This is a genomic window from Microbulbifer sp. JSM ZJ756, assembly GCF_044383805.1.
Classification (GTDB): Bacteria; Pseudomonadota; Gammaproteobacteria; order Pseudomonadales; family Cellvibrionaceae; genus Microbulbifer; species Microbulbifer zhoushanensis.
The window spans coordinates 92,872-115,472 of sequence record NZ_JBISER010000009.1 but is presented as its reverse complement, the minus strand read 5'-3'; the positions used below and the strand labels follow the sequence as shown (position 1 = coordinate 115,472).

Genomic DNA, 22,601 nt, shown 5'->3' with positions numbered 1-22,601 from the left:
TTGCCCCCGTACGGGGCTGGCGCCAGAGCAGGCGCCCATCCACTACAAGAAAATCGGCCAGCGAGCCGGTACCAAGATGAAAAGGGGAGGTGACTTTTTGGCGCCTCCCCTTTTGTGAGTGAAAGGAACGCGCAGTGCAAAGGCCCATGCTGAGGCCCCGCTGCAATCGAGGTAGGCATCAACATGCACGAAAGCACCATGGAGCAGCTGTGGCGCACTTCCCATATATCGGGGGGGAACGCCGCTTATGTGGAGGAACTGTACGAGACCTATCTGCACGACCCCAGTGCCGTGCCGGAGGAGTGGCGCAGTTACTTCGACAGCCTGCCCCGGGTCCAGAGCGGTGGCGACGTGTCCCACGCAGCGGTACGCGCCCACTTTGAGCTCCTGGCCAAAAACCGTACCCGCCCGCTGGCCGCACCCGGTGCCGGCGCCGTCAATATCGAACACGAGCGCAAGCAGGTTAAAGTCCTGCAATTGATCAGTTCCTATCGCCACCGCGGCCACAAGAAGGCCACCCTGGACCCGCTGGGACTGATGGCGCGCGAGCAGGTGCCCGACCTGCAGCTGAACTACCACGGCCTGACCGAAGGGGATTTCGATACCACCTTCCAGACTGGCGGCCTGTTCTTCGGCAGCGGCGAGGCGACCCTGCGTGAAATTGTCGAGGGCCTCGAGCGCACCTACTGTGGCAACCTTGGCGCCGAGATCATGCATCTCTCCAACCTGGATGAGCAGCAGTGGTTCCAGCAGCGCCTCGAGCGCAGCCAGAGCAAGCCCAATTTCGGTGCTGAAATCCAGACTGAGATACTGCAGCGCCTGTCCGCCGCTGAGGGCCTGGAGCGCCACCTGGATTCCAAGTACCCGGGCACCAAGCGCTTCGGTGTCGAGGGGGGCGAGAGCCTGATCCCGATGCTGGACGCCCTGATCCGCCGCTCCGGTACCTACGGTGTGAAGGAAGTGGTGATGGGCATGGCCCACCGCGGCCGCCTGAACACCCTGGTCAACATCCTGGGTAAAAACCCGGCCGACCTGTTCGAGGAGTTCGAGGGCAAGAAGACCCTGGACACCTCCGGTGATGTTAAGTACCACCAGGGCTTCTCTTCCAACGTGATGACCCCGGGTGGAGAGGTTCACCTGGCGCTGGCATTTAACCCGTCGCACCTGGAAATCTGTGCGCCGGTTGTGGTCGGCTCCGTGCGCGCCCGCCAGGACCGACGCAGCGACGGTACCGGTGAGAAGGTGATGCCGATCAATATCCATGGTGACGCCGCCTTTGCCGGCCAGGGTGTGGTGCAGGAAACCCTGCAGATGTCCCAGACCCGCGGTTATTACACCGGCGGCAGCATCCATATCGTGCTGAACAACCAGGTGGGCTTCACCACCAGCAAGCGCGAGGATGCCCGCTCCACTGAATACTGTACCGACGTGGCCAAGATGATCGACGCCCCGGTACTGCATGTGAACGGCGACGATCCCGAGGCGGTGGTACTGGCGGCACTGCTGGCCGTCGATTACCGCTACGAGTTCAAGAAAGATATCGTCATCGACCTGGTGTGCTACCGCCGCCGCGGCCACAACGAGACTGACGACCCGTCCGGCACCCAGCCGCTGATGTACCAGACTATCCGCAAGCACAAGACCACCCGCACCCTGTATGCGGAGAAGCTGGTCAATGAGGGTGTGCTGGACAAATCTGCCGCCGACAAGCTTGCCAGTGATTACCGCGACAAGCTGGACAAGGGTGAGGACGTGGCCACCGGCCTGGTGAAGCAGCCGGATGAAACCATGTTCGTGGACTGGAGCCCTTACCTGAACCACGACTGGACCACCCCGGGTGACACGTCTTTCGAGCTGCCCAAGCTGAAGGACGTGGCCCGTCGCATGACGGATATCCCCGACGGTGTTGTGCTGCAGCGCCAGGTATCCAAGATCTACGAAGACCGCCGCAAGATGGCTGGCGGCGCATCCCCGCTTAACTGGGGCATGGCCGAGACCCTGGCCTACGGCACCCTCCTGGAGCAGGGCTATATGGTCCGGCTGACCGGCGAGGATGTGCGTCGCGGTACCTTCTCCCATCGCCACGCGGTTGTGCACAGCCAGAAAGATGGCTCCTGCTATGTGCCGTTGCAGAATATGTACGACGGCCAGCCGGAGTTCTACATCTATGACTCGCTGCTGTCCGAGGAGGGCGTGCTGGCGTTTGAATACGGCTATGCCACTACCACGCCCAAGTCGCTGATTGTCTGGGAAGCCCAGTTCGGTGACTTTGCCAATGGTGCGCAGGTGGTGATCGACCAGTTCATCACTTCCGGTGAGCACAAGTGGGGCCGGATGTGTGGCCTGGTGATGCTGCTGCCCCACGGCTATGAGGGCCAGGGACCGGAGCACTCCTCCGCGCGCCTCGAGCGCTTTATGCAGCTGTGCGCCGAGCACAATATCCAGGTGTGTAACGCCACCACCCCGGCACAGATCTTCCACCTGCTGCGTCGCCAGGCAATCCGCCCCATGCGCCGCCCGCTGGTGATCATGAGCCCGAAGTGGATCCTGCGCCACAAGCTTGCGACCTCCACCCTGGATGAGCTGGCCAACGGCAAGTTCCACAATGTCATCCAGGATGACAATGTCGACCCGGCCAAGGTCAAGCGCCTGGTCCTGTGCTCCGGCAAGGTCTACTACCATCTGCTGGAAGCGCGCATGGAGCGCGAGCAGGAGGACGTGGCGCTGGTGCGCATCGAGCAGCTGTATCCGTTCCCGGACGAGGAGTTTGTCGACGCGGTGTCCGCGTACAAAAACCTCGAGAGCGTGGCCTGGTGCCAGGAAGAGCCGATGAACCAGGGCGCCTGGTATCACAGCCAGCATCACCTGCGCCGGCTGCTGGCGGAAGAGCATCCCAAGCTGGAACTGGAATACGTGGGCCGTGCGGCTTCCGCCGCGCCGGCTGCGGGCTATATGTCCACGCACCTGGAAGAACAGAACCAGTTCATCAATGAGGCGCTGACCGTCAAGTAAAGGGCGGCAGTAATTAGCAAATAATGGGCGTTCCCCGAAAGGGGCGCCCAAGAGTCAATCTCAGGAAACAGGACCAATGACGATCGAGATTAAAGCGCCAACGTTCCCGGAATCCGTTCAGGATGGCACCGTTGCCACCTGGCATAAAAAGCCCGGCGAGGCTGTATCCCGCGATGAACTGATCGTGGACATCGAAACCGACAAGGTGGTGCTGGAAGTGGTTGCACCCGCGGACGGCGCCCTCAGCGAAATCATCAAGGACGAGGGCGATACCGTCGAGTCCAACGAGGTGATCGCCAAGTTCGAGGAAGGTGCTGGCGGCAGCGCCGGCGGTGAGGCCAAGGAAGAGAAAGCCGAGGAAAAAGCTGAGGAGAAGGAAGAAGAGCCTTCCTCCAAGGGCGGCGACCAGCTGGTAAACCCTGCCGCGCGCAAGCTGGCTGACGAAAAGGGCGTCGACCTGGGCTCCGTCAAGGGCACCGGCAAGGGCGGGCGCATTACCAAGGAAGACGTGCAGAAAGCAGAGAAGGCCCCGGCCGCGGCACCGGCGGCAGCCGCTGCCGAGGCTCCGGTTGCCGAGGGCGAGCGCGTCGAGAAGCGCGTTCCCATGACCCGCATGCGCAAGCGTATCGCCGAGCGCCTGCTGGATGCCTCCCAGTCCACGGCCATGCTCACCACCTTCAACGAGGTGAACATGAAGCCGATCATGGACCTGCGCAAGAACTACAAGGACCTGTTCGAGAAGACCCACAACGGCACCCGCCTGGGCTTTATGGGCTTCTTCGTCAAGGCCGCAGTCGAGGCCCTGAAGCGCTACTCCGCGGTAAACGCCTCCATCGATGGTGACGACATCGTCTACCACGGTTACCAGGATATCGGCGTGGCCGTGTCCTCGCCCAAGGGCCTGGTGGTGCCGATCCTGCGCAATGCCGAGAACATGGGCCTGGCGGATATGGAAAACAATATCCGCGACCTGGGCCTGCGTGCCCGCGACGGCAAGCTGTCCATCGAGGAAATGACCGGCGGTACCTTTACCATCACCAACGGTGGCGTATTCGGATCCCTGCTGTCCACGCCGATCCTGAACCCGCCGCAGACCGCGATCCTGGGCATGCACAAGATCCAGGAGCGCCCGATGGCAGTCGATGGCAAGGTGGAAATCCTGCCGATGATGTACCTGGCGCTGTCCTACGACCACCGCCTGATCGATGGCAAGGAAGCAGTGGGCTTCCTGGTGGCAATCAAGGAAATGATTGAGGATCCGGCGCGCATCCTGCTGGAAGTATAAGAACCGCCTTTGACTGTAGGGGCCTGCAAGCAGGCTCCAACTCATTCACGAATATTTGGAACTGATCATGTCGGACAAATTTGACGTAATCGTAATTGGCTCCGGTCCGGGGGGATACGTAGCTGCAATCCGCGCCGCACAACTGGGCCTGAAAACCGCCTGTGTGGAAAAGTGGACCAACAAGGACGGTAAGGTCGTCAATGGCGGCACCTGCCTGAACGTTGGCTGTATTCCCTCCAAGGCCCTGCTGGACAGCTCCTGGAAGTATCACGAGGCAAAAGACTCCCTCGACGTTCACGGTATCGAGACCAGCAAGGTCAAGATTGACGTGCCGAAAATGCTCGGCCGCAAGGACGATATCGTCAAGAAGCTGACCGGCGGCGTCGCAGGCCTGTTTACTGCCAACAAGGTGACCTCTATTGAAGGTACCGGCAAGCTGCTGGCCAACAAGAAAGTGGAAGTGACCGACAACGATGGCAAGGCCACCACTTACGAAGCCGACAATATCATCCTGGCTTCCGGTTCCGTGCCCATCAATATTCCGCCGGCCCCGGTCGACAACAAGATTATCGTTGACTCCACCGGTGCGCTGGAGTTTGACAAGGTGCCGAAGCGCCTGGGCGTGATTGGCGCCGGTGTTATCGGCCTGGAGCTCGGTTCCGTATGGAGCCGCCTGGGTTCCGATGTGGTGGTTCTGGAAGCGCTGGACAAGTTCCTGTCGGTGATGGACCAGCAGATCGCCAAGGAATCCCAGAAGATCTTCAAGAAGCAGGGCCTGGACATCCGTCTTTCCTGCCGTGTGACCGGCTCCGAGGTTAAGGGCGACGAGGTTGTCGTTACCTACGAGGACAAGGACGGCAATGAACAGCAGGAAACCTTCGACAAGCTGATCGTGTGCGTGGGCCGTCGCCCCTACACCGAGGGCCTGCTGTCCGAAGATGCCGATGTGAAGCTGGACGAGCGCGGCTTCATCTACGTCAATGACCTGTGCATGACTTCTGCACCGGGTGTGTGGGCGGTAGGTGACGTGGTGCGCGGCCCGATGCTGGCACACAAGGCCTCTGAAGAGGGCGTGGTTGTCGCCGAGCGCATCGCCGGCCAGAAGCCGATGATGAACTACGACGTCATCCCCAACGTGATTTACACCCATCCGGAAGTGGCCGCAGTGGGCATGACCGAAGAACAGGTGAAATCCGAGGGCGAGCCCTACAATGTGGGTGTCTTCCCGTTTGCCGCCTCCGGCCGTGCCATGGCTGCCAACGACACCAGCGGCATGGTCAAGATCATCGCCCACGCCGAGACCGACCGTGTCCTCGGCGCGCACATCGTTGGCCCGTCTGCGGCGGACCTGGTGCAGCAGGTGGCAATTGCTATGGAGTTCGGCTCCAGCGCCGAGGACATCGGTATGACCGTATTCGGTCACCCGACCCTGTCCGAGGCGGTGAAGGAAGCGGCACTGGCGGCGAATGGTCACGCCATTCATATCGCCAACCGCAAGAAGCGCAAGTAAGAGCGGCCTCCGGTCGCGAAGGGTGGGGCGGTTTTACCGCCCCACCGTTTTTCTGCCGGGAATATATCTTCCCAGCGGTGCGCGGCAACTCCCGCCGCGCAACATTGCCCCGGCAATGGACCCAGAATTTGAAATTTGCAACGACGGGAATTTCGAATTTTGTTCTTAGGTGCAGAGTGATCTGCAATTGGTAAACACATTTCAAATGTGAATTGGTATTGACTATGAACTTGCATGAGTATCAGGGCAAACAACTGTTTGCGGAATACGGATTGCCGGTTTCCAAAGGTATTGCAGCGGAAACCCCGGCAGAAGCAGTGGCGGCAGCGAAGGAAATTGGCGGCGACAAGTGGGTGGTAAAAGCCCAGGTACACGCCGGTGGCCGCGGCAAGGCCGGCGGTGTAAAGCTGGTGGACTCCACTGCCGAGATCGAGGAGTTTTCCCGCAAGTGGCTGGGTAACAACCTGGTTACCTACCAGACAGACGAGAACGGCCAGCCGGTTTCCCGCATCCTGGTCGAGAGCTGCACAGATATCGACCAGGAACTGTACCTGGGCGCGGTAGTCGATCGCTCCACCCGTCGCATCGTTTTCATGGCCTCCACCGAGGGCGGCGTTGAAATCGAGAAGGTAGCGGAAGAGACTCCGGAAAAAATTCTCAAGGCCACCGTCGACCCGCTGACCGGCGCGCAGCCCTACCAGGCGCGCGAGCTGGCGTTCAAGCTGGGCCTGGAAGGTAACCAGATCAAGCAGTTCACCAAGATTTTCCTGGGCCTCGCCAAGATGTTCGAGGAAAAGGACCTGGCGCTGCTGGAAATCAACCCGCTGGTAATCACTCCCGAGAAGAACCTGCACTGCCTGGACGCCAAGGTTGTGATCGACAGCAACGCGCTGTACCGCCATGCGGACCTGCGCGAAATGCACGATCCGTCCCAGGAAGACGCCCGTGAAGCTCACGCTGCCAAGTGGGACCTGAACTACGTGGCCCTGGACGGCAACATCGGCTGCATGGTGAACGGTGCCGGCCTGGCGATGGGTACCATGGATATCGTTAACCTGCACGGCGGCAGCCCGGCCAACTTCCTCGACGTTGGTGGTGGCGCTACCAAGGAGCGTGTGGTTGAAGCTTTCAAGATCATCCTGTCCGACGAGAACGTCAAGGCCGTCCTGATCAATATCTTCGGCGGTATCGTGCGTTGCGACCTGATCGCCGAAGGCGTGATCGGTGCAGTGGAAGAAGTTGGCGTGAAGGTGCCGGTTGTCGTGCGCCTGGAAGGTAATAACGCCGAGCTGGGCGCCAAGGTTCTGGCGGACAGCGGACTGAACATTATTGCAGCCAAGAGCCTGACTGACGCTGCCGAGCAGGTTGTTAAAGCTGCGGAGGGTAAATAATCATGTCAGTACTGATTAACAAAGACACCAAGGTAATCTGCCAGGGCTTCACCGGCTCCCAGGGCACTTTCCACTCCGAGCAGGCGATCGAGTACGGCACGAAGATGGTCGGCGGCGTGACCCCGGGCAAGGGCGGCCAGGAGCACCTGGGCCTGCCGGTCTTCAACACCGTAAAAGAAGCGGTTGAAGCCACCGGTGCAGAAGCGTCCGTAATCTACGTACCGGCGCCTTTCTGTAAGGACTCCATCCTGGAAGCAGCCAACGGCGGCATCAAGCTGATCGTGTGCATCACCGAAGGCATTCCTACCATGGACATGCTGGATGCCAAGGTTAAGTGCGACGAACTGGGCGTGCGCCTGATCGGCCCGAACTGCCCGGGTGTGATCACTCCGGGTGAGTGCAAGATCGGCATCATGCCGGGCCATATCCACAAGCCGGGCAAAGTGGGCATCGTGTCCCGTTCCGGTACCCTGACCTACGAAGCGGTCAAGCAGACCACCGACCACGGCTTCGGCCAGTCCACCTGCGTGGGCATCGGTGGCGACCCCATCCCGGGCTCCAACTTTATCGACATCCTGGAGATGTTCGAGAAGGACCCGGCTACCGAGGCTATCGTGATGATCGGTGAGATCGGCGGTACCGCGGAAGAAGAGGCTGCCGCTTACATCAAGGAAAATGTCACCAAGCCGGTGGTTTCCTACATTGCCGGTGTTACTGCTCCTCCCGGCAAGCGCATGGGCCACGCTGGTGCGATCATCTCCGGTGGTAAAGGCACTGCCGACGAGAAGTTCGCCGCCCTGGAAGACGCCGGTGTCAAAACCGTGCGCTCCCTGGCGCAGATCGGTGACGCACTGAAGGAAGTAACCGGCTGGTAACCAGTCGCTGCTTTCGAGCAAAAAAGCCGCCCTCGGGCGGCTTTTTTTATGCCTGCGCAGCATGCTATAAAGTTCTGGATAAAAACTAAGCCGCTGCATAAAGCAGCCAAGAGGACGCCATGAAAACCTTCACTCGTGCCTTACTGCTACTGGGTATCCTGTCATCACAGGCCTTCGCGGGCCCGTTTACTGACGAAATGTCCAAGTGTCTGGTCCATGAAACCAGTGACTCGGATAAGACACTGTTTATCCAGTGGCTGTATGCGGCCATGTCATCCCACCCGGATGTAAAAAACCTTGCAAACATTTCCCCGGCACAGGCGTCGCAGATGAACAAGGATGCCGCCGGTCTGGTAATGGATCTGCTCGCTGACCGCTGTAAGGACGAGACCGCCCAGGCAATCAAGTACGAGGGAAAGAATGCCTTCGAAACGAGCTTTGCTGTTTTAGGCCAGGTCGCGATGCAGGGCTTGATGGCTAATCCGGATGTACAGGGCTATCTCAGTGGACTGGAGAAGCATTTTGATGGTGAACGCCTTGCCAGTGCCCTCGCTGTCGAGTGACTCGCCGCCCTGGAAAATGAAACCGTATTTCTACTGTTCGTAGAGCTCCAGCGGCAGGCCGTCGGGATCACTGAAAAACGTGAAGCGCCTGCCGGTATATTCGTCTGTCCGAACCGGCTCGACCGCGATGCCGCCCCTTTCCAGTTGCGCGATCGCCGGTTCCAGCTCTGACACCCGGAATGCCAGGTGCCTCAGGCCCTGTGCTTCCGGATAGCTTGGGCGCGGGGGCGCGCCCGGGAATGAGAAGAGCTCAACCTGGCTTCCGTCAGGCAGAGCCAGGTCGAGTTTCCAGGAATCACGCTCTGACCGGTAGTTCTCTGCGCGTATTTTGAGGCCCAGGACCTCGGTGTAGAAATGGCGGGACACGCTGTAATCCGAGCAGATAATGGCAGCGTGGTGTATACCTTCCAGCATCTTCCTGTTCCAAGCTTTTGGGATTTTTATTGGTGCCGGGTTCTATCGGCACTTACCCTGAACTGTAAGAATTCCAGAAACCCGGCGACAGATGCAAATCCGGTCCTGTTATGGAAGGATGCCCTGGTGTCGGAAAGGGAAGGGTAATCCCCCTGACTCGATACGACGTACAAGTATTCCTGGCTTTTGATCCCTGTTGGGGAAGCATATTTTGACCAAGAAAATTGTCCTGATTGCATTGCTGCTGCTCCTGGGCATTGGCTTTTTCGCCTTTGACCTGAACCAGTACCTGACGCTGGAAAGCCTGAAACAGGGGCAGGCCCAGTTTGCCCAGTGGCAGCGCCAGTCGCCGCTGCTGGTGGCGCTACTCTTCGCAGCGCTCTACATCCTGGTTACCGCACTTTCCCTGCCCGGGGCGGCTATCATGTCGCTGGCGGCGGGGGCACTGTTTGGCTTGCTGTGGGGCTCTGTCATTACTTCCTTTGCGTCCACGATCGGCGCTACCCTGGCATTCCTGGTCTCCCGTTACCTGCTGCACGACTGGGTGCAGGCACGTTTTGGCGATCGCCTGGAGGCTATCCATCGAGGGATGGCGCGGGAGGGGGCTTTTTACCTGTTTGCCCTGCGCCTGGTGCCGGTGTTTCCTTTCTTCATCATCAATATCGTCATGGGGCTCACGCGGATCCCCACCTGGACTTTCTACTGGGTCAGCCAGCTGGGGATGCTGCCTGCGACGTTCGTATACGTGAATGCCGGTACCCAGCTGGCGCAGGTGGACAGTCCCGGCGATATCCTGTCCCCGGGGCTGGTACTGTCCTTTGTCCTGCTGGGAGTGTTCCCGCTGCTGGCGAAGAAAGTCCTGAACGCAATCGAGCGTTACCGCGCCCGTGAATCCTGAAGCAACCCACTGACAAGTGAGGCAGATGTGGCCAAGCCCAAGAAGTTCGACCGCAACCTGATCGTGATTGGCGCCGGTTCTGCCGGGCTGGTGAGTGCCTACATCGCTGCAGCGATCAAGGCCAGTGTAACCCTGGTGGAGGCCGGTCCCATGGGCGGTGACTGCCTGAATACCGGCTGTGTGCCCAGTAAGGCGCTGATCAAGTGCGCGCGAGTGGCCCATGGTGCCCGGCAGGCAGCGGACTTCGGGGTAAAACTGGCAGAGCCGGAGATCGATTTTCCAGCGGTCATGCGCCATGTACGTTCGTCCATCGAAAGCATCGAGCCCCACGACAGTGTGGAGCGCTACACCGGGCTGGGTGTGGATGTGGTGCAGGGCAGGGCGCAGCTGGTGGACCCCTGGACGGTGAAAATCCGTCTCAATAGTGGTGGTGAGCGAGTACTTACTGCACGTGCGATCGTACTCGCCACTGGTGCCGAACCGCTGGTGCCGCCACTGCCCGGCCTGGACCAGGTGGACTACGTTACCAGCGAGACGCTGTGGCAGCGGTTTGCCAGCCTGGAGCGGGCCCCGGAAAAGTTTGTCGTGCTGGGTGGCGGTGCCATCGGCTGTGAGCTGGCCCAGGCCTTTTCGCGGCTGGGCTCCAGTGTCACGGTAGTGGAAATGGCCCCGCGACTATTGCCGGCGGAAGATGCCGAGGTATCCGAGGCCGTGGAGGAATCCCTGGTGGCTGGCGGAGTGAAAGTGCTCACGGGCTGCAAGGCAACCGGTTTCCTGCCCCGCGACGGCAGTGGTGGCCGGGTGACGGTGTCCGGCCACGGCGGCGAAACCACGCTGGAGTTCGATCAGCTGTTACTGGCGCTGGGGCGCCGGCCAAGGGTCACCGGCCTGGGGCTGGAGGAGCTGGGCCTGGTGAAGGACGGCCATATGCTTACCGATGATTTCCTGCGTACGGAGATCGGCCATATTCTCGCCGCAGGTGACCTGGTGGGCCCCTACCAGTTTACCCATATGGCATCGCACCAGGCCTGGTACGCGGCGGTGAACGGCCTGTTTGGCGACCTGAAGAAATTCCGTGTGGATTACTCCCTGGTACCGCGGGCGGTCTTTGTCGACCCGGAGGTGGCCAGCGTGGGCCTCAGTGAACACCAGGCCAGCGCCGATGGTGTCCCCTACACCGTGACCCGCTACGACCTCAACGACCTGGACCGGGCTATCGTCGACGGTTCCGCCCGGGGCTTTGTCAAAGTCCTCACGGTACCGGGCAAGGACAGGATCCTCGGGGCAACCATCGTGGGTGAAAACGCCGGTGAGCTGATTGCGGAGTTCGTGCTGGCGATGAAGCACGGCCTGGGCCTCAACAAGCTGCTGGGCACTATCCATATCTATCCCACCATGATGGAGGCCAACCGCTTCGTGGCCGGCAACTGGAAACGCGCCCACGCGCCACAGGGCGTGCTTGGTTTACTAGAGCGATTCCACCGCTGGCGGCGTGGCTAGGAAGAGGGTGAGGCTGGGCGGGCATAGCCCGCCGCCTCGGGTACTGCTTCGGACAGGGGAGGGGATTCAGAAGGCCGGTATGGCACCGCTCTCGAGCGGCCCGTTGTCAGCCAGGGCCTCTTCATTGGCCGCATCATTGGCGGCCTCGGCCAGGCGCTGTTCCTCGATACGGCTGTTCCAGGTCAGCAGTGCCTGGTAGTGGCGGATATTCTGTACGTAGGTCACCGGTTCCCAGCCGCGGGCGTAGCCGTGCCTGGTGCCCTTGTAATACTGGCGCTTGGCCAGCAGCGGCAGGCGCTCGCGGACATCGGTCCACAGGTCCGGGTTGCCGCCCATCTTCTCGGTCAGCACCCGCGCATCCTCCAGGTGGCCGTAGCCCACATTGTAGGCGGCCAGGGCCATCCAGGTGCGGTCCGGTTCGCGGATACGCTCGGGAATCTTGTTGCGAAGCTCGACGATATAGCGGGCGCCACCCTCGATACTCTCGACCGGGTCCATCCGGTCGACGCCCAGCTCCCGCGCGGTGCCGCGGGTCAGCATCATCAGTCCGCGGACGCCGGTGCGGGACCGAGCCTTGGGATTCCAGTGGGATTCCTGGTAGCTGAGGGCGGCCAGCAGGTGCCAGTCCAGCTCGTACTGGTCAGCGACTTTTTCCATGGTCTCGCGCCACTGGGGCAGGCGCTCGCGGGTGCTCTTGGCAAAGGCCTGGGCGCCGCCCACGTTCATCTCGCTGACATGGCCGAAGAACTTCTCCCGCAGCTCCGCCACCGTACCGTTGGTGTTGGCGCGTAGCATGAAATTGCGGGCTGCCCGGTAGAGGCTGTCATCCTCGCCGCGGGGGAATGCCCAGGCCACAGGCTGGAACTGCGTCAGGTTGAAGCCGATATGGGTGTTGGGGTAGAGGCCACGGTGCACGGCATAGGCATTGGAGTCCACCACCGCGTAGGGGTATTTGCCCTCATCGACCATTTCCACCAGTTCCATGGCGTCGACATCGGAGATCTCGTCCCACTGCAGGTCGGGGTAGCGGCCGGATAGCTGGCGCAGTTGCTCGGCGTGGGCGCTGCCGGCGATCACCGCCACCTGCTTGCCCTGCAGGTCGCCCACTGAGCGCGGGCGTTTCTCGCCCAGGCGATAGATCACCTGCTGGCGGATCTCAAAATAGGAGGGGGTAAAGCGCACCTGGTCCCGGCGCATGGGGGTGACAGTCAGGCCTGCCGCCGCCAGGTGGGCGCCCTCTGCCGGGGAGTCGAGGCGGGTGAAGATCTCGTCCAGGTCGTGAACGTCGCGAATCTCCAGGTCCACGCCCAGGTCTTCGGCGAAGGCCCGCAGCAGGCCATACTCGAACCCGGTATGGGTGCCGGAGGCATCCTCGTAATAAGTAGTGGGACCATTCTGGGACAGGACCACCAGCTTGCCGGCCGCTTTGACCTGCTCGAGCGTGTCCGGGGCCTTGCTCGCCACGATCAGCGAGGCACAGCAGGCCAGCGCCAGGCCCTTGGCCAGGCGGCGGCTGTATCGCAACATGCGGCTTTTCATGATCATAAACAGTCCCCTCTAGTCCCTTAGTTCTTATCGCTTTCATCGGTGCGCTTTCGCGCCAGCGGTTGCCGGTGGAGCTCATCCTGAGCATGGCCGGTCCGGCAAAAGGTCCGCGATTCTAACCCATATGGCGAGAAATTGCTCGCTGGCGGGTTTTTGCTTTGTGATCTGGCTACTTGTACTTACCCAACAAGTCTAGTAGGGCCGACTGGGTCCCAGCGGCGCGGAGAACCACATCACGTTGAACCCGCCGCCTTTTTCCTGCCCGGCTGCAGCCGGGTGCTTTGGGCGTCCGGGAGCTGGCTCTCGCCGGGCGGATAACCATACTTGGACAGTGTTGGAGTCGCCGCGGTTCGGGTACAATTGCGCCCTTCCCAACCCCGGGCGCTCTCCCGGGGGCGCGGTGCGACACCTGGCGCGCCGATTCTCACATTCAGACAAGAGGCAAACTCCCGCGATGCTAGTTCTGCGTGGTGCTCCCGCACTGTCGAAATTCCGCCACCAAAAGTTACTCAGCCAGCTGCGTTCCCTGCAGCCCGCGATCGAAGATGTCTACGCCGAGTTCGTGCATTTTGCCGATACCGACAAGCTGGACAAAAAGGAAGAGGCGCTGCTGGAGCGCCTGTTGCAGTACGGCCCCACCGAGGAAAAGCACAAGCCCGAAGGCGAGCTGCTGCTGGTGGTGCCGCGCCCCGGCACTATCTCTCCCTGGTCCTCCAAGGCCACCGATATCGCCCATAACGCCGGCCTCGAGCAGATCCACCGGCTGGAACGTGGTGTTGCCTACTACCTTACCGGTATCCAGTTAACCGGCGCTGAACGGGAGGCGCTGGCTGCCCAGTTGCACGACCGTATGGTCGAGAGTGTGCTGTCCGACTTCGACCAGGCCGAGCAGCTGTTCCAGGTCGAGAAGCCGCGCCGGTTGGGCACCGTGGACCTGCTGGACGGCGGTCGCAATGCCCTCGAAGAGGCCAACGTGAGCCTGGGCCTGGCGCTGGCGGACGACGAGATCGATTACCTGCTGAAGAGCTTCGAGGAGCTGGAGCGCAATCCCACCGACGTGGAGCTGATGATGTTCGCCCAGGCGAACTCGGAGCACTGCCGCCACAAGATCTTCAACGCCAGCTGGACCATTGACGGCGAGGACCAGGACCTGTCCCTGTTCGGCATGATCCGCAATACCTACCAGAAGGGGGGTGACAACGTGCTGTCCGCCTACGCGGACAACGCGGCGGTGGTCACCGGCTCTGAAGCCGGCCGCTTCTACCCGGACCCGGAGTCCCGCGAGTACGGCTTCAGCCAGGAGCCGATCCATATGCTGATGAAGGTGGAGACCCACAACCACCCGACTGCCATCGCACCCTTCCCGGGCGCCGGTACCGGTGCCGGTGGCGAGATCCGCGATGAGGGTGCCGTGGGCCGCGGCTCCAAGCCCAAGGTGGGGCTGACCGGCTTTACTGTCTCCAACCTGCAGATCCCCGGTTACCTGCAGCCGTGGGAAGTGGACTATGGCAAGCCCGAGCGCATCGTTACCGCGCTGGACATCATGATTGAGGGGCCCATTGGTGGCGCTGCGTTCAACAATGAGTTCGGCCGCCCGAATATCTGCGGTTACTTCCGTACCTTCGAGGATGATTTCGACGGCGAGCGCCGCGGCTACCACAAGCCCATCATGATCGCCGGCGGCTACGGCAATATCCGCGAAGAGCACATCGACAAGCCGGAATTCGCTCCCGGCGCCAAACTGGTGGTGCTCGGGGGCCCGGCCATGCTGATCGGCCTGGGCGGTGGTGCGGCTTCCAGTATGGCCAGTGGCACCAGTTCCGAGGATCTGGACTTTGCCTCGGTGCAGCGCCAGAACCCGGAAATCGAGCGCCGCTGCCAGGAAGTGATCGACCAGTGCTGGCAGCTGGGCGACAAAAACCCGATTGCATTTATCCACGACGTGGGTGCCGGCGGTCTGTCCAATGCCTTCCCCGAGCTGGTGAAGGACGGCGGCACCGGCGGCAAGTTCGAGCTGCGCAACGTTCCCTGTGACGAGCCGGGCATGAGCCCGCTGGAAATCTGGTGCAACGAGTCCCAGGAACGCTATGTTCTCGCCGTGATGCCGGACGACCTGGAGAAGTTCGAGCAGATCTGTGCGCGGGAGCGCGCGCCCTACGCGGTGGTGGGCGAGGCCACCGAAGACAAGCACCTGCTGCTCAACGACAAGAAATTTGAGGCGAAGCCCGTCGACCTGCCCATGTCGGTACTGTTCGGCAAGCCGCCGAAGATGCATCGCAAGGCCGACAAGCGCAAGGTCAGCACCACCCCGTTCGTGACCGAGGATATCGAGCTGGACGAGGCGGTGGACCGTGTCCTGCGCCTGCCCACCGTGGCCAGCAAGAGCTTCCTGATCACCATCGGCGACCGCACCGTGACCGGGCAGGTGGCCCGCGACCAGATGGTTGGCCCCTGGCAGGTGCCGGTGGCGGATTGTGCCGTCACCACCGTGGCTTACGACAGCTACGCCGGCGAGGCCATGGCCATGGGGGAGCGCACCCCGGTGGCCCTGCTGGATGCACCCGCGTCCGGTCGCCTGGCGGTGGGCGAGGCGATCACCAATATCGCCGCCGCCCGTATCGGCAAGCTGTCGGATATCAAGCTGTCTGCCAACTGGATGTGCGCCGCTGGCCACCCCGGTGAGGAAGAGAAGCTCTTCCGCACCGTGGAAGCGGTGGGTATGGAGCTGTGTCCGGAGCTGGGTATCACCATCCCGGTGGGCAAGGATTCCATGTCCATGCGCACCGCCTGGAATGATGCCGGCCTGGACAAGGCGGTCACGGCCCCCCTGTCCCTGGTCATCTCCGCATTCTCGCCGGTCACGGACGTACGCAAGACCGTGACCCCGCAGCTCAAGGTCGGGCGCGACAGCGAGCTGGTATTCGTCGACCTGGGTGCGGGCAAGAACCGCCTGGGCGGTTCCTGCCTGGCGCAGGTTTTCAACCAGCTGGGTGACAAGCCCGCGGACCTGGATGATGCCCGACTGCTGAAGGGTTTCTTCGAGGTCATGCAGGAGGCGCTGGAAGAGGACATCATCCTCGCCTACCACGACCGCTCCGACGGCGGGCTGTTCGTGACCCTGGCCGAGATGTGCTTCGCCGGGCGCACCGGGGTGGATGTGGATATCTACGAGCTGGGTGAGGACGTGATTGCGGCGCTCTTCAGCGAAGAGCTGGGCGCCGTGCTGCAGGTGCCTGCCAATGAGGCGGAAATCCTGGTGCAGCGCTTCGGCGCTGTGGGCGTGCCGGCGCACCAGATCGGCTACCTGAACCGCGACGACAATGTGCGTATCACCCGCGGTGGCCGCGAATTCTTCAGCCGCTCCCGTGCCGAGCTGCAGCGGGCCTGGTCCGAAACCAGCTACCAGGTCCAGTCCCTGCGCGACAACGCCGAGTGCGCCGAACAGGAATTCGCCGCGATTACCCGCGACGACCCGGGCCTGTCGGTCAACCTGACCTACGACATCAACGAGGATATCAGCGCGCCCTATATCAAGAAGGGCGAGCGCCCCCGCGTGGCGATCCTGCGGGAGCAGGGCGTCAACAGCCAGGTGGAAATGGCGCACTCGTTCCATCGTGCCGGCTTCAACGCCGTGGATGTCCATATGAGCGATATCCTGGCCGGCCGCGTTACCCTGGACGAGTTCAAGGGCCTGGTGGGCTGTGGGGGCTTCTCCTATGGTGATGTGCTGGGTGCCGGTGAGGGCTGGGCCAAGACCATCCTCTTTAACGACCGCGCCCGCGACCAGTTCGAGGGCTTCTTCAATCGCCAGGACACCTTCGGCCTGGGAGTCTGTAACGGTTGCCAGATGTTCTCCGTGATCAAGGAGCTGATCCCCGGGGCGGCGCACTGGCCGCGCTTTGTGCGTAACCTGTCCGAACAGTACGAGGCGCGTTTTGCGCTGGTGGGTATCGAAGATTCCCCGTCGGTGCTGTTCAACGACATGGCCGGTTCCTGGATGCCGGTGGCGGTTGCCCACGGCGAGGGTCGGGTGGAGTTCCCGGACCAGGAGGCTCTGGAAGCCTGCGAGAAATCCGGCACCATCGCCATGCGCTACCTGAACAACCATCGCCAGATCACCGAGACCTACCCGGCCAACCCGAATGGCTCGGCCAACGGTATTACCTCGCTGTGCTCCGAGGACGGGCGCGTCACCATCATGATGCCGCACCCGGAGCGGGTCGCCCGTGCCGTCAGCAACAGCTGGCACCCGGATGACTGGGAAGAGGATTCCGGCTGGATGCGCCTGTTCCGCAATGCGCGCGTCTTTGTCGACTGAGACCGGCAATTACGCGCCGGCTCGCCGGGAAACCCAAAGCCCGCTCCATGAGCGGGCTTTTTTATGTCGGTTGTTTCTGCCGTGGATCCCCGGGGTCAGTTACGCCCGGCAAGGTCTGGGGGTTACTGCCCATCAATAACAACCCTGCTTCTCATGATGCCGGAGCCTCGTGGATTTCCCTGACAGAAATTGCTGGCAACCCGAACTGTTTGCAGCCTGGCAGCGTATCCTGTCTTGTGGTTTGGCCATGGTGGAGGGATAGTTATGACCGACAGAGCGGCAGGGAAGGGTTGCAGAGGCACTGACGGGACCCGTTTTAATTTTACGCGCCGGCAGTTGTTGAAAGGTGCACTGGGTATTGCCTCCAGTGCCGGGCTGGCCGGCCTTTCCGGGCTCAGCTATGCGGCAGCGTTGACAAAGGAAGAGCGGGATAAAATGACTCCGGATGAGGTGCTCGTGAGCCTGCAGGCGGGGAACCAGCGTTTTCGTACGGGAAAAATGGAAGACCACGACTTCCTCGCCCAGAAGCGCGCCAGTGCCAGGGGCCAGTATCCTGCCGCGGCAATAGTGAGCTGTATCGATTCCCGCACACCGGCGGAAATCTTGCTTGACCAGGGGCTTGGCGAGGTATTCAACGCCCGGGTGGCGGGCAATATCTGTAACGATGATATTCTCGGGAGTCTGGAATTTGCCTGTGCAGCAGCGGGGTCCAAAGCCATCCTGGTAATGGGGCACACATCCTGTGGCGCGGTAAAAGGTGCCATTGACGGTGTGGAACTGGGGAATCTCACGGGACTGCTCAATCATATCGAACCGGCCATTGAGGCAACCGAGTACGAAGGCGATCGCAGCAGCAAGAATGCAGAGTTCGTCAATATGGTGGCGATCACCAATGTACGCCGGGCGGTGGATGATATCCGCCAGCGCAGCCAGGTATTGTCTGAAATGGAGAAGGAAGGGAAGATAAAAATTGCCGGCGCGCTTTACCACCTGGATGATGGCCGACTGGAAATGCTCGGGTAAAGCAGCCCGCCGGACCCTCAAGTCAGGCGATGAGCACGGCAGCGTCAACTTTTTCGCGCACGGAAATCCCGGGGAGCCCGCTCATCGAGTGGGCTTTTTTTAGTGGCACCGTTTTACCAGGACTGCGCTGGGTGGACTTCTGTGTCGCAGGATCCCGGCTTTGGTGGCTGTCGGAAGTGGAGGCGTGTAGTGCCGCCTGGCCAGAAAGTCCAGCATTGACCGGAAAAAACCATATTTCCTGCTACACTTAAACTGTCACTCCAAAATAATTTTTTATATATGGTGCAATTTCTGCAACCAGTCGCTGAATTCACCAGCCTGCGCTCACCGCCCCGGGAGCAGCGTTGCAGGCAGAGATTTCCACTTTTTATCGCTACCCACTGTCCGCTGCCGGCGCCAGCTGGGCATTCGTGTGGTGTGGCGCGGGACCGCCGGTGTCCCACCACCTACTAAATCGTTGATTCCGCTTGCGGCAAGAAACTCCGAGGAGGTTGCTATGGCTTACAACGAAGAGCTTGCAGAAAAGGTGCGTGAGCTTTTACAGGAAAACGACGGGCTTACCGAGAAGCAGATGTTTGGTGGCCTGGCATTTATGCTGAACGGCAATATGGCCTGCGGTGTGGTTGGCGAGGAGCTGATGGTGCGCGTGGGCCCCGATAATTACCAGGAGGCCCTGGGCGAGCGCTATACCCGCCCGATGGATTACACCGGCCGGCCACTCAAGGGCATGGTGTATGTCGAGGAGGACGCGATCCTTGCGGACCTGGACGACTGGGTTTGCCGTGGTGCCGAGTTTGCCGGATCCCTGCCGCCGAAATAACCCCCTCGATTATTTTCGCCGCGAAACAAGGCTTCCCGGCGGCTCCGCCGAACTGTATTACGGTCGTGTCGGCCGGTCCCGCTGGAAAGCTTTGATAAAGCCCCCGGGCAGCGCCGGCCATCACCGGCATCAGCCCAGCTGCAAGTGCCTGTTCAGCGGTAGTTCCCGATAGCGGCGGCCACTGGCTGCGAAAATGGCATTGGCAATACTGGGTGCCACCGGCGGCACGCCGGGTTCGCCGACGCCCGCCGGCGCTTCATCTGAAGCCACCAGTTCCACTTCCAGCGGTGGGCACTGGTGCATCCGCAGCAGCTGGTAGTCATGGAAATTACTGTTGGCTACCGCACCTTCTTCCATACGGATTTCCCCCAGTAAGGCCAGGCTCATGCCGAAAATCATCGAGCCTTCCATCTGCGACTTCACCCGGTCCGGGTTGACCGCCAGTCCCACATCGGCCACTGCGTGCATCTCCAGTATTTCCAGCCGGTTGTCCTGCACGCGCACTTTGGTGGCAATGCCCACGTAGGAGAGGAAGCTGCGGTGCACCGCGATGCCCCAGCCCTCACCATTGCCGGACTTGTGGTCGCCGCGCAATGACAGGTCCGCCCGTGCCGCAGTGCGGCGCAGGATGTTTTTCAGGCGCGCCGTGTCGTACGGGAATTTCTCCAGCGGCTCACCATAATTGCCGAATTTGTAATCCCCCTGGCTGGGGTCAATGGTGCGATCCGGCCCAATCAGCTCGAGCAGGAAACGGTCTGCGGGGACACCGGCGGCGTGGGCGAGCTCATCGGCAAAACTGCAGCGACCAAAAGCGTTCTGGATATTGCTAACCGAGCGCAGCCAGCCGATACGGGCATGGTATTCCGCCTGTTGGGTTTCCGAGCGGCGGTTGTCTACGGCAAAGGGCAGGTCGGCAAAACCCAGGTCCAGTTCGAACCCGGCCGGGTGGTCCACACCTGGTGAAAAAGTGCCGCCGATGGAGGGGAATGCGGCCCGTTGCAGCCAGCCGGTTACCCGGCCGTCGCTGTCCAGCCCGGCGCGATAATATTCGGCGCTGGCGGCATGGTAATAGTCATGGCGGATATCATCCTCACGGCTCCATACAACCTTGACCGGCTTCTGCATCTTGCGCGACAACAGGGCCGCCTCGATCACGAAGTCGGGTTTTGACTTGCGGCCAAAACCGCCGCCCAGCAGGGTGACATTGACCGTGACCTGTTCCGGCTCCAGTCCCAGCGCATTGCCGACATGCTGCTGTACCGACTGGGGGTCCTGCACGCAGGCCCAGATCTCGCAGCCTTTATCGGTGGTCACGGCGGTGGCACTGGGCGGTTCCATGGTGGCGTGGGCCAGGTAGGGTACCGTATAGACCGCCTCATGGGTTCTCCTGGCTGACGCCAGCGCACCCTCCACGTTGCCGTGGTCGGTGATCTTCTTGCCTGGCTCGCGAACACGTTGCTGCAGTGTTTCCAGGTAGGCATCGCTGTTGTGTTCGTGATGGCCGGTCCGGCTCCAGGTAACCTGCAGTGCCTTGCGCGCCTTGAGGGCGGTCCAGGTGTTGGTGGCAAGCACCGCCACCCCGCTCAGGGCGTGAAACAATGGCGGTTCCGTGCCGCCGTCGAGTCGCTCTATGGCTACCACCCCCTTTATTTTGCGCGCCGCGCGGTCATCGAGTTTCTCGATGGTGCTGCCCAGCACGGGGGCCCGTTCGATGCTGGCAATCAGCATGCCGTCGATGCTGACATCCTGGCCGAAATCGGCCGCGCCCACCACCATGGCCGGCGTATCGACAGTATTGACCGGCTTGCCGATATAGCGGAAATCCTCGCTGCCTTTCAGCCGCAGTTCCTCCTCATCCGGTACCGGCTGCCCGGCTGCCGCCGTAGCCAGCTCGCCGAATGGCAGGCTGCGCCCGGACGGTGTATGCACCACACGATGGTTTTTTGCCGCGCATTCGCCGGCGGGCACCTGCCATTGCTCGGCCGCAGCTCTCTCCAGCATGGTGCGCGCACTGGCACCCATGCGGCGCATGGTGTCGTAGAAGCGGCGGATACTGCGTGAGCCGTCGGTGTTCTGGCTGCCGTAGCGCTTGTCGCCGAGGCCCTGTACCACCTCCACTTTCTGCCAGTCGGCTTCCAGCTCGTCAGCGGCTACCTGGGGCAGGCCGGTGCGGATGCCCTGGCCCATCTCCGAGCGGTGGCAGATGATTGAAACGGTGTCGTCAGGCGCGATACTGATAAACAGGTTGAGCTCGCTGGCGTCCCCGGCCGGTGTTGCCCAGCTGGGCTGCCAACCGGGCAGGGCAGTGCCCAGTACCAGCCCGCCGGCGGCGAGTCCGGTCAGTTTCAGGAAATGGCGGCGGCTGACATTTTCCACGGGGCTGTTGTTGTCAGGCATTTTCCTTCTCCCCTGCTGCGTTGACGAAATTGCCGGCAGACTTGATCGCCGCCTTGATCCTGGGATAGGTGCCACAGCGGCACAGGTTGCCGGTCATGGCCCGGTCGATATCACTGTCCGCCGGGTTCGGGTTGTCCCGCAACAGTGCGGCGGCACTCATCAGCTGGCCGCTCTGGCAGTAACCGCACTGGGGCACATTGTGCTCGATCCATGCCTGTTGCAGCGGGTGGTCGCCGTTTGCCGACAAACCCTCGATGGTGGTGATAGCCTTGCCGCTGGCCGCGTTTACGGGGGTGAGGCAGGCGCGCACCGGGCGTCCGTCCAGGTGAATGGTGCAGGCGCCACAGAGCCCCTGGCCACAGCCGAACTTGGTGCCGGTCATCTGCAGTTCGTCCCGCAATAACCACAGGAGAGGCATATCCTCGTCCACGTCTATTTCGTGTTTTTCGCCATTGATGGTCAGCTGCATTATTTTTCTCCGTAGGCTCGCCAGTCTTCGGGGGTGTCGATATCGATAGCGGCGTTGGCAACCGGCACACTGATGACATCGGCATGTTGGTCCCGCAGTATCCCGCGGGCCCCGCGATCATTGTCCAGCCCCTCCAGGCGGGGGAAGAGCTGTCTTGGGAAAATGGCGGGTACACCGCGCCGTTCGGTGTAATAGCTACACACTATTCCGCGATGCTTCTTCCATTCCGCCAGCAGGGATGCAATATCCGCTGTGCAGATTGCCACCTGGTCCGCCAGTAACACCAGGGCTGCATCATATTGCTCCGGCAACAGGCGGATGCCGAATGCCAGTGAGCTGCCCATACCGCCGCGCCAGCCATGGTGCTCACGCAGGTCCAGCTCCGGGTGCGTTTCTTCAAGCTGCCGGTGCCAGGCACCGCTGACAATAATGGGGTCCGGCAACTGCATTGATGTCACTGTGTCGACACAGCGTTGCAGCAGTGTTTTCCCCTGGTATTGCAGTAACAGTTTGCAGGCGCCGAAGCGATTGGCAGCACCGGCAGCCAGGATGATTGGCTGGACTTGCTCCATTGTCCTTCC

The 22,601-nt window shown here is 61.5% G+C and carries 16 protein-coding genes; 11 read left to right on the top strand and 5 right to left on the bottom strand.

Features of this window, described 5'->3' with window-relative positions; translation table 11 throughout:
• Positions 1-183 precede the first annotated feature (183 nt).
• From ACH6CX_RS14765 to ACH6CX_RS14740, 6 genes are all read left to right on the top strand, one after another.
• Positions 184-3,012 (top strand): 2-oxoglutarate dehydrogenase E1 component, encoded by a 2,829-nt coding sequence (locus ACH6CX_RS14765; RefSeq protein WP_232941347.1) that lies wholly within the window; start codon positions 184-186, stop codon positions 3,010-3,012.
• Positions 3,013-3,088: 76 nt separating this feature from the next.
• Complete coding sequence (gene odhB, locus ACH6CX_RS14760; protein ID WP_232941348.1) at positions 3,089-4,297, top strand: 2-oxoglutarate dehydrogenase complex dihydrolipoyllysine-residue succinyltransferase; 1,209 nt, start codon at positions 3,089-3,091, stop codon at positions 4,295-4,297.
• Between the two features lie 67 nt (positions 4,298-4,364).
• The gene (gene lpdA / locus ACH6CX_RS14755; protein WP_232941349.1) at positions 4,365-5,807 is read left to right on the top strand and encodes a dihydrolipoyl dehydrogenase; all 1,443 of its coding nucleotides are present in this window, start codon (positions 4,365-4,367) and stop codon (positions 5,805-5,807) included.
• Positions 5,808-6,031: 224 nt separating this feature from the next.
• Entirely contained in the window at positions 6,032-7,198 is a 1,167-nt protein-coding gene (sucC, locus tag ACH6CX_RS14750; RefSeq protein WP_232941350.1) for an ADP-forming succinate--CoA ligase subunit beta, read from the top strand.
• A gap of 2 nt (positions 7,199-7,200) precedes the next feature.
• Entirely contained in the window at positions 7,201-8,073 is an 873-nt protein-coding gene (gene sucD, locus ACH6CX_RS14745) for a succinate--CoA ligase subunit alpha (protein WP_232941351.1), read from the top strand.
• A 119-nt stretch (positions 8,074-8,192) separates the two neighbouring features.
• Entirely contained in the window at positions 8,193-8,636 is a 444-nt protein-coding gene (locus tag ACH6CX_RS14740; protein ID WP_232941352.1) for a hypothetical protein, read from the top strand.
• A 30-nt stretch (positions 8,637-8,666) separates the two neighbouring features.
• On the opposite strand, the gene ACH6CX_RS14735 is transcribed toward ACH6CX_RS14740, so the two are convergent.
• On the bottom strand, positions 8,667-9,050 hold the full coding sequence (locus tag ACH6CX_RS14735) for a VOC family protein (RefSeq protein WP_232941353.1): 384 nt from the start codon (positions 9,048-9,050) through the stop codon (positions 8,667-8,669).
• Between the two features lie 211 nt (positions 9,051-9,261).
• Here ACH6CX_RS14735 and ACH6CX_RS14730 point away from each other — a divergent pair, with 211 nt between their 5' ends.
• Both ACH6CX_RS14730 and ACH6CX_RS14725 read left to right on the top strand, forming a co-directional pair.
• Positions 9,262-9,948, top strand: a complete 687-nt coding sequence (locus ACH6CX_RS14730; protein ID WP_232941354.1) for a TVP38/TMEM64 family protein — start codon at positions 9,262-9,264, stop codon at positions 9,946-9,948.
• A 27-nt stretch (positions 9,949-9,975) separates the two neighbouring features.
• Complete coding sequence (locus ACH6CX_RS14725) at positions 9,976-11,448, top strand: NAD(P)/FAD-dependent oxidoreductase (RefSeq protein ID WP_237063339.1); 1,473 nt, start codon at positions 9,976-9,978, stop codon at positions 11,446-11,448.
• Between the two features lie 66 nt (positions 11,449-11,514).
• On the opposite strand, the gene mltF is transcribed toward ACH6CX_RS14725, so the two are convergent.
• A complete protein-coding gene (mltF, locus tag ACH6CX_RS14720) occupies positions 11,515-12,993 on the bottom strand; it encodes a membrane-bound lytic murein transglycosylase MltF (protein ID WP_237063337.1) in 1,479 nt (492 codons plus the stop codon).
• Positions 12,994-13,447: 454 nt separating this feature from the next.
• On the opposite strand from mltF, the gene purL reads away from it, so the two are divergent.
• From purL to ACH6CX_RS14705, 3 genes are all read left to right on the top strand, one after another.
• A complete protein-coding gene (gene purL / locus ACH6CX_RS14715) occupies positions 13,448-17,311 on the top strand; it encodes a phosphoribosylformylglycinamidine synthase (RefSeq protein WP_237063335.1) in 3,864 nt (1,287 codons plus the stop codon).
• Positions 17,312-17,575: 264 nt separating this feature from the next.
• Complete coding sequence (locus ACH6CX_RS14710) at positions 17,576-18,334, top strand: carbonic anhydrase family protein (protein ID WP_396675710.1); 759 nt, start codon at positions 17,576-17,578, stop codon at positions 18,332-18,334.
• A 496-nt stretch (positions 18,335-18,830) separates the two neighbouring features.
• Positions 18,831-19,154, top strand: a complete 324-nt coding sequence (locus ACH6CX_RS14705) for a TfoX/Sxy family protein (protein WP_237063333.1) — start codon at positions 18,831-18,833, stop codon at positions 19,152-19,154.
• A 129-nt stretch (positions 19,155-19,283) separates the two neighbouring features.
• Here the strand turns inward: ACH6CX_RS14705 and ACH6CX_RS14700 are convergent, their stop codons facing one another.
• From ACH6CX_RS14700 to ACH6CX_RS14690, 3 genes are read right to left on the bottom strand one after another with little or no spacing between them, the layout of a single operon-like run.
• On the bottom strand, positions 19,284-21,551 hold the full coding sequence (locus ACH6CX_RS14700) for a molybdopterin cofactor-binding domain-containing protein (RefSeq protein ID WP_396675707.1): 2,268 nt from the start codon (positions 21,549-21,551) through the stop codon (positions 19,284-19,286).
• Complete coding sequence (locus ACH6CX_RS14695; protein ID WP_334078832.1) at positions 21,544-22,023, bottom strand: (2Fe-2S)-binding protein; 480 nt, start codon at positions 22,021-22,023, stop codon at positions 21,544-21,546. Before ACH6CX_RS14695 ends, ACH6CX_RS14700 begins: the two co-directional genes overlap by 8 nt.
• Positions 22,020-22,592: an NTP transferase domain-containing protein gene (locus ACH6CX_RS14690; protein WP_396675705.1), complete on the bottom strand. Its 573-nt coding sequence runs from the start codon at positions 22,590-22,592 to the stop codon at positions 22,020-22,022. Before ACH6CX_RS14690 ends, ACH6CX_RS14695 begins: the two co-directional genes overlap by 4 nt.
• Between the last annotated feature and the right edge of the window lie 9 nt (positions 22,593-22,601).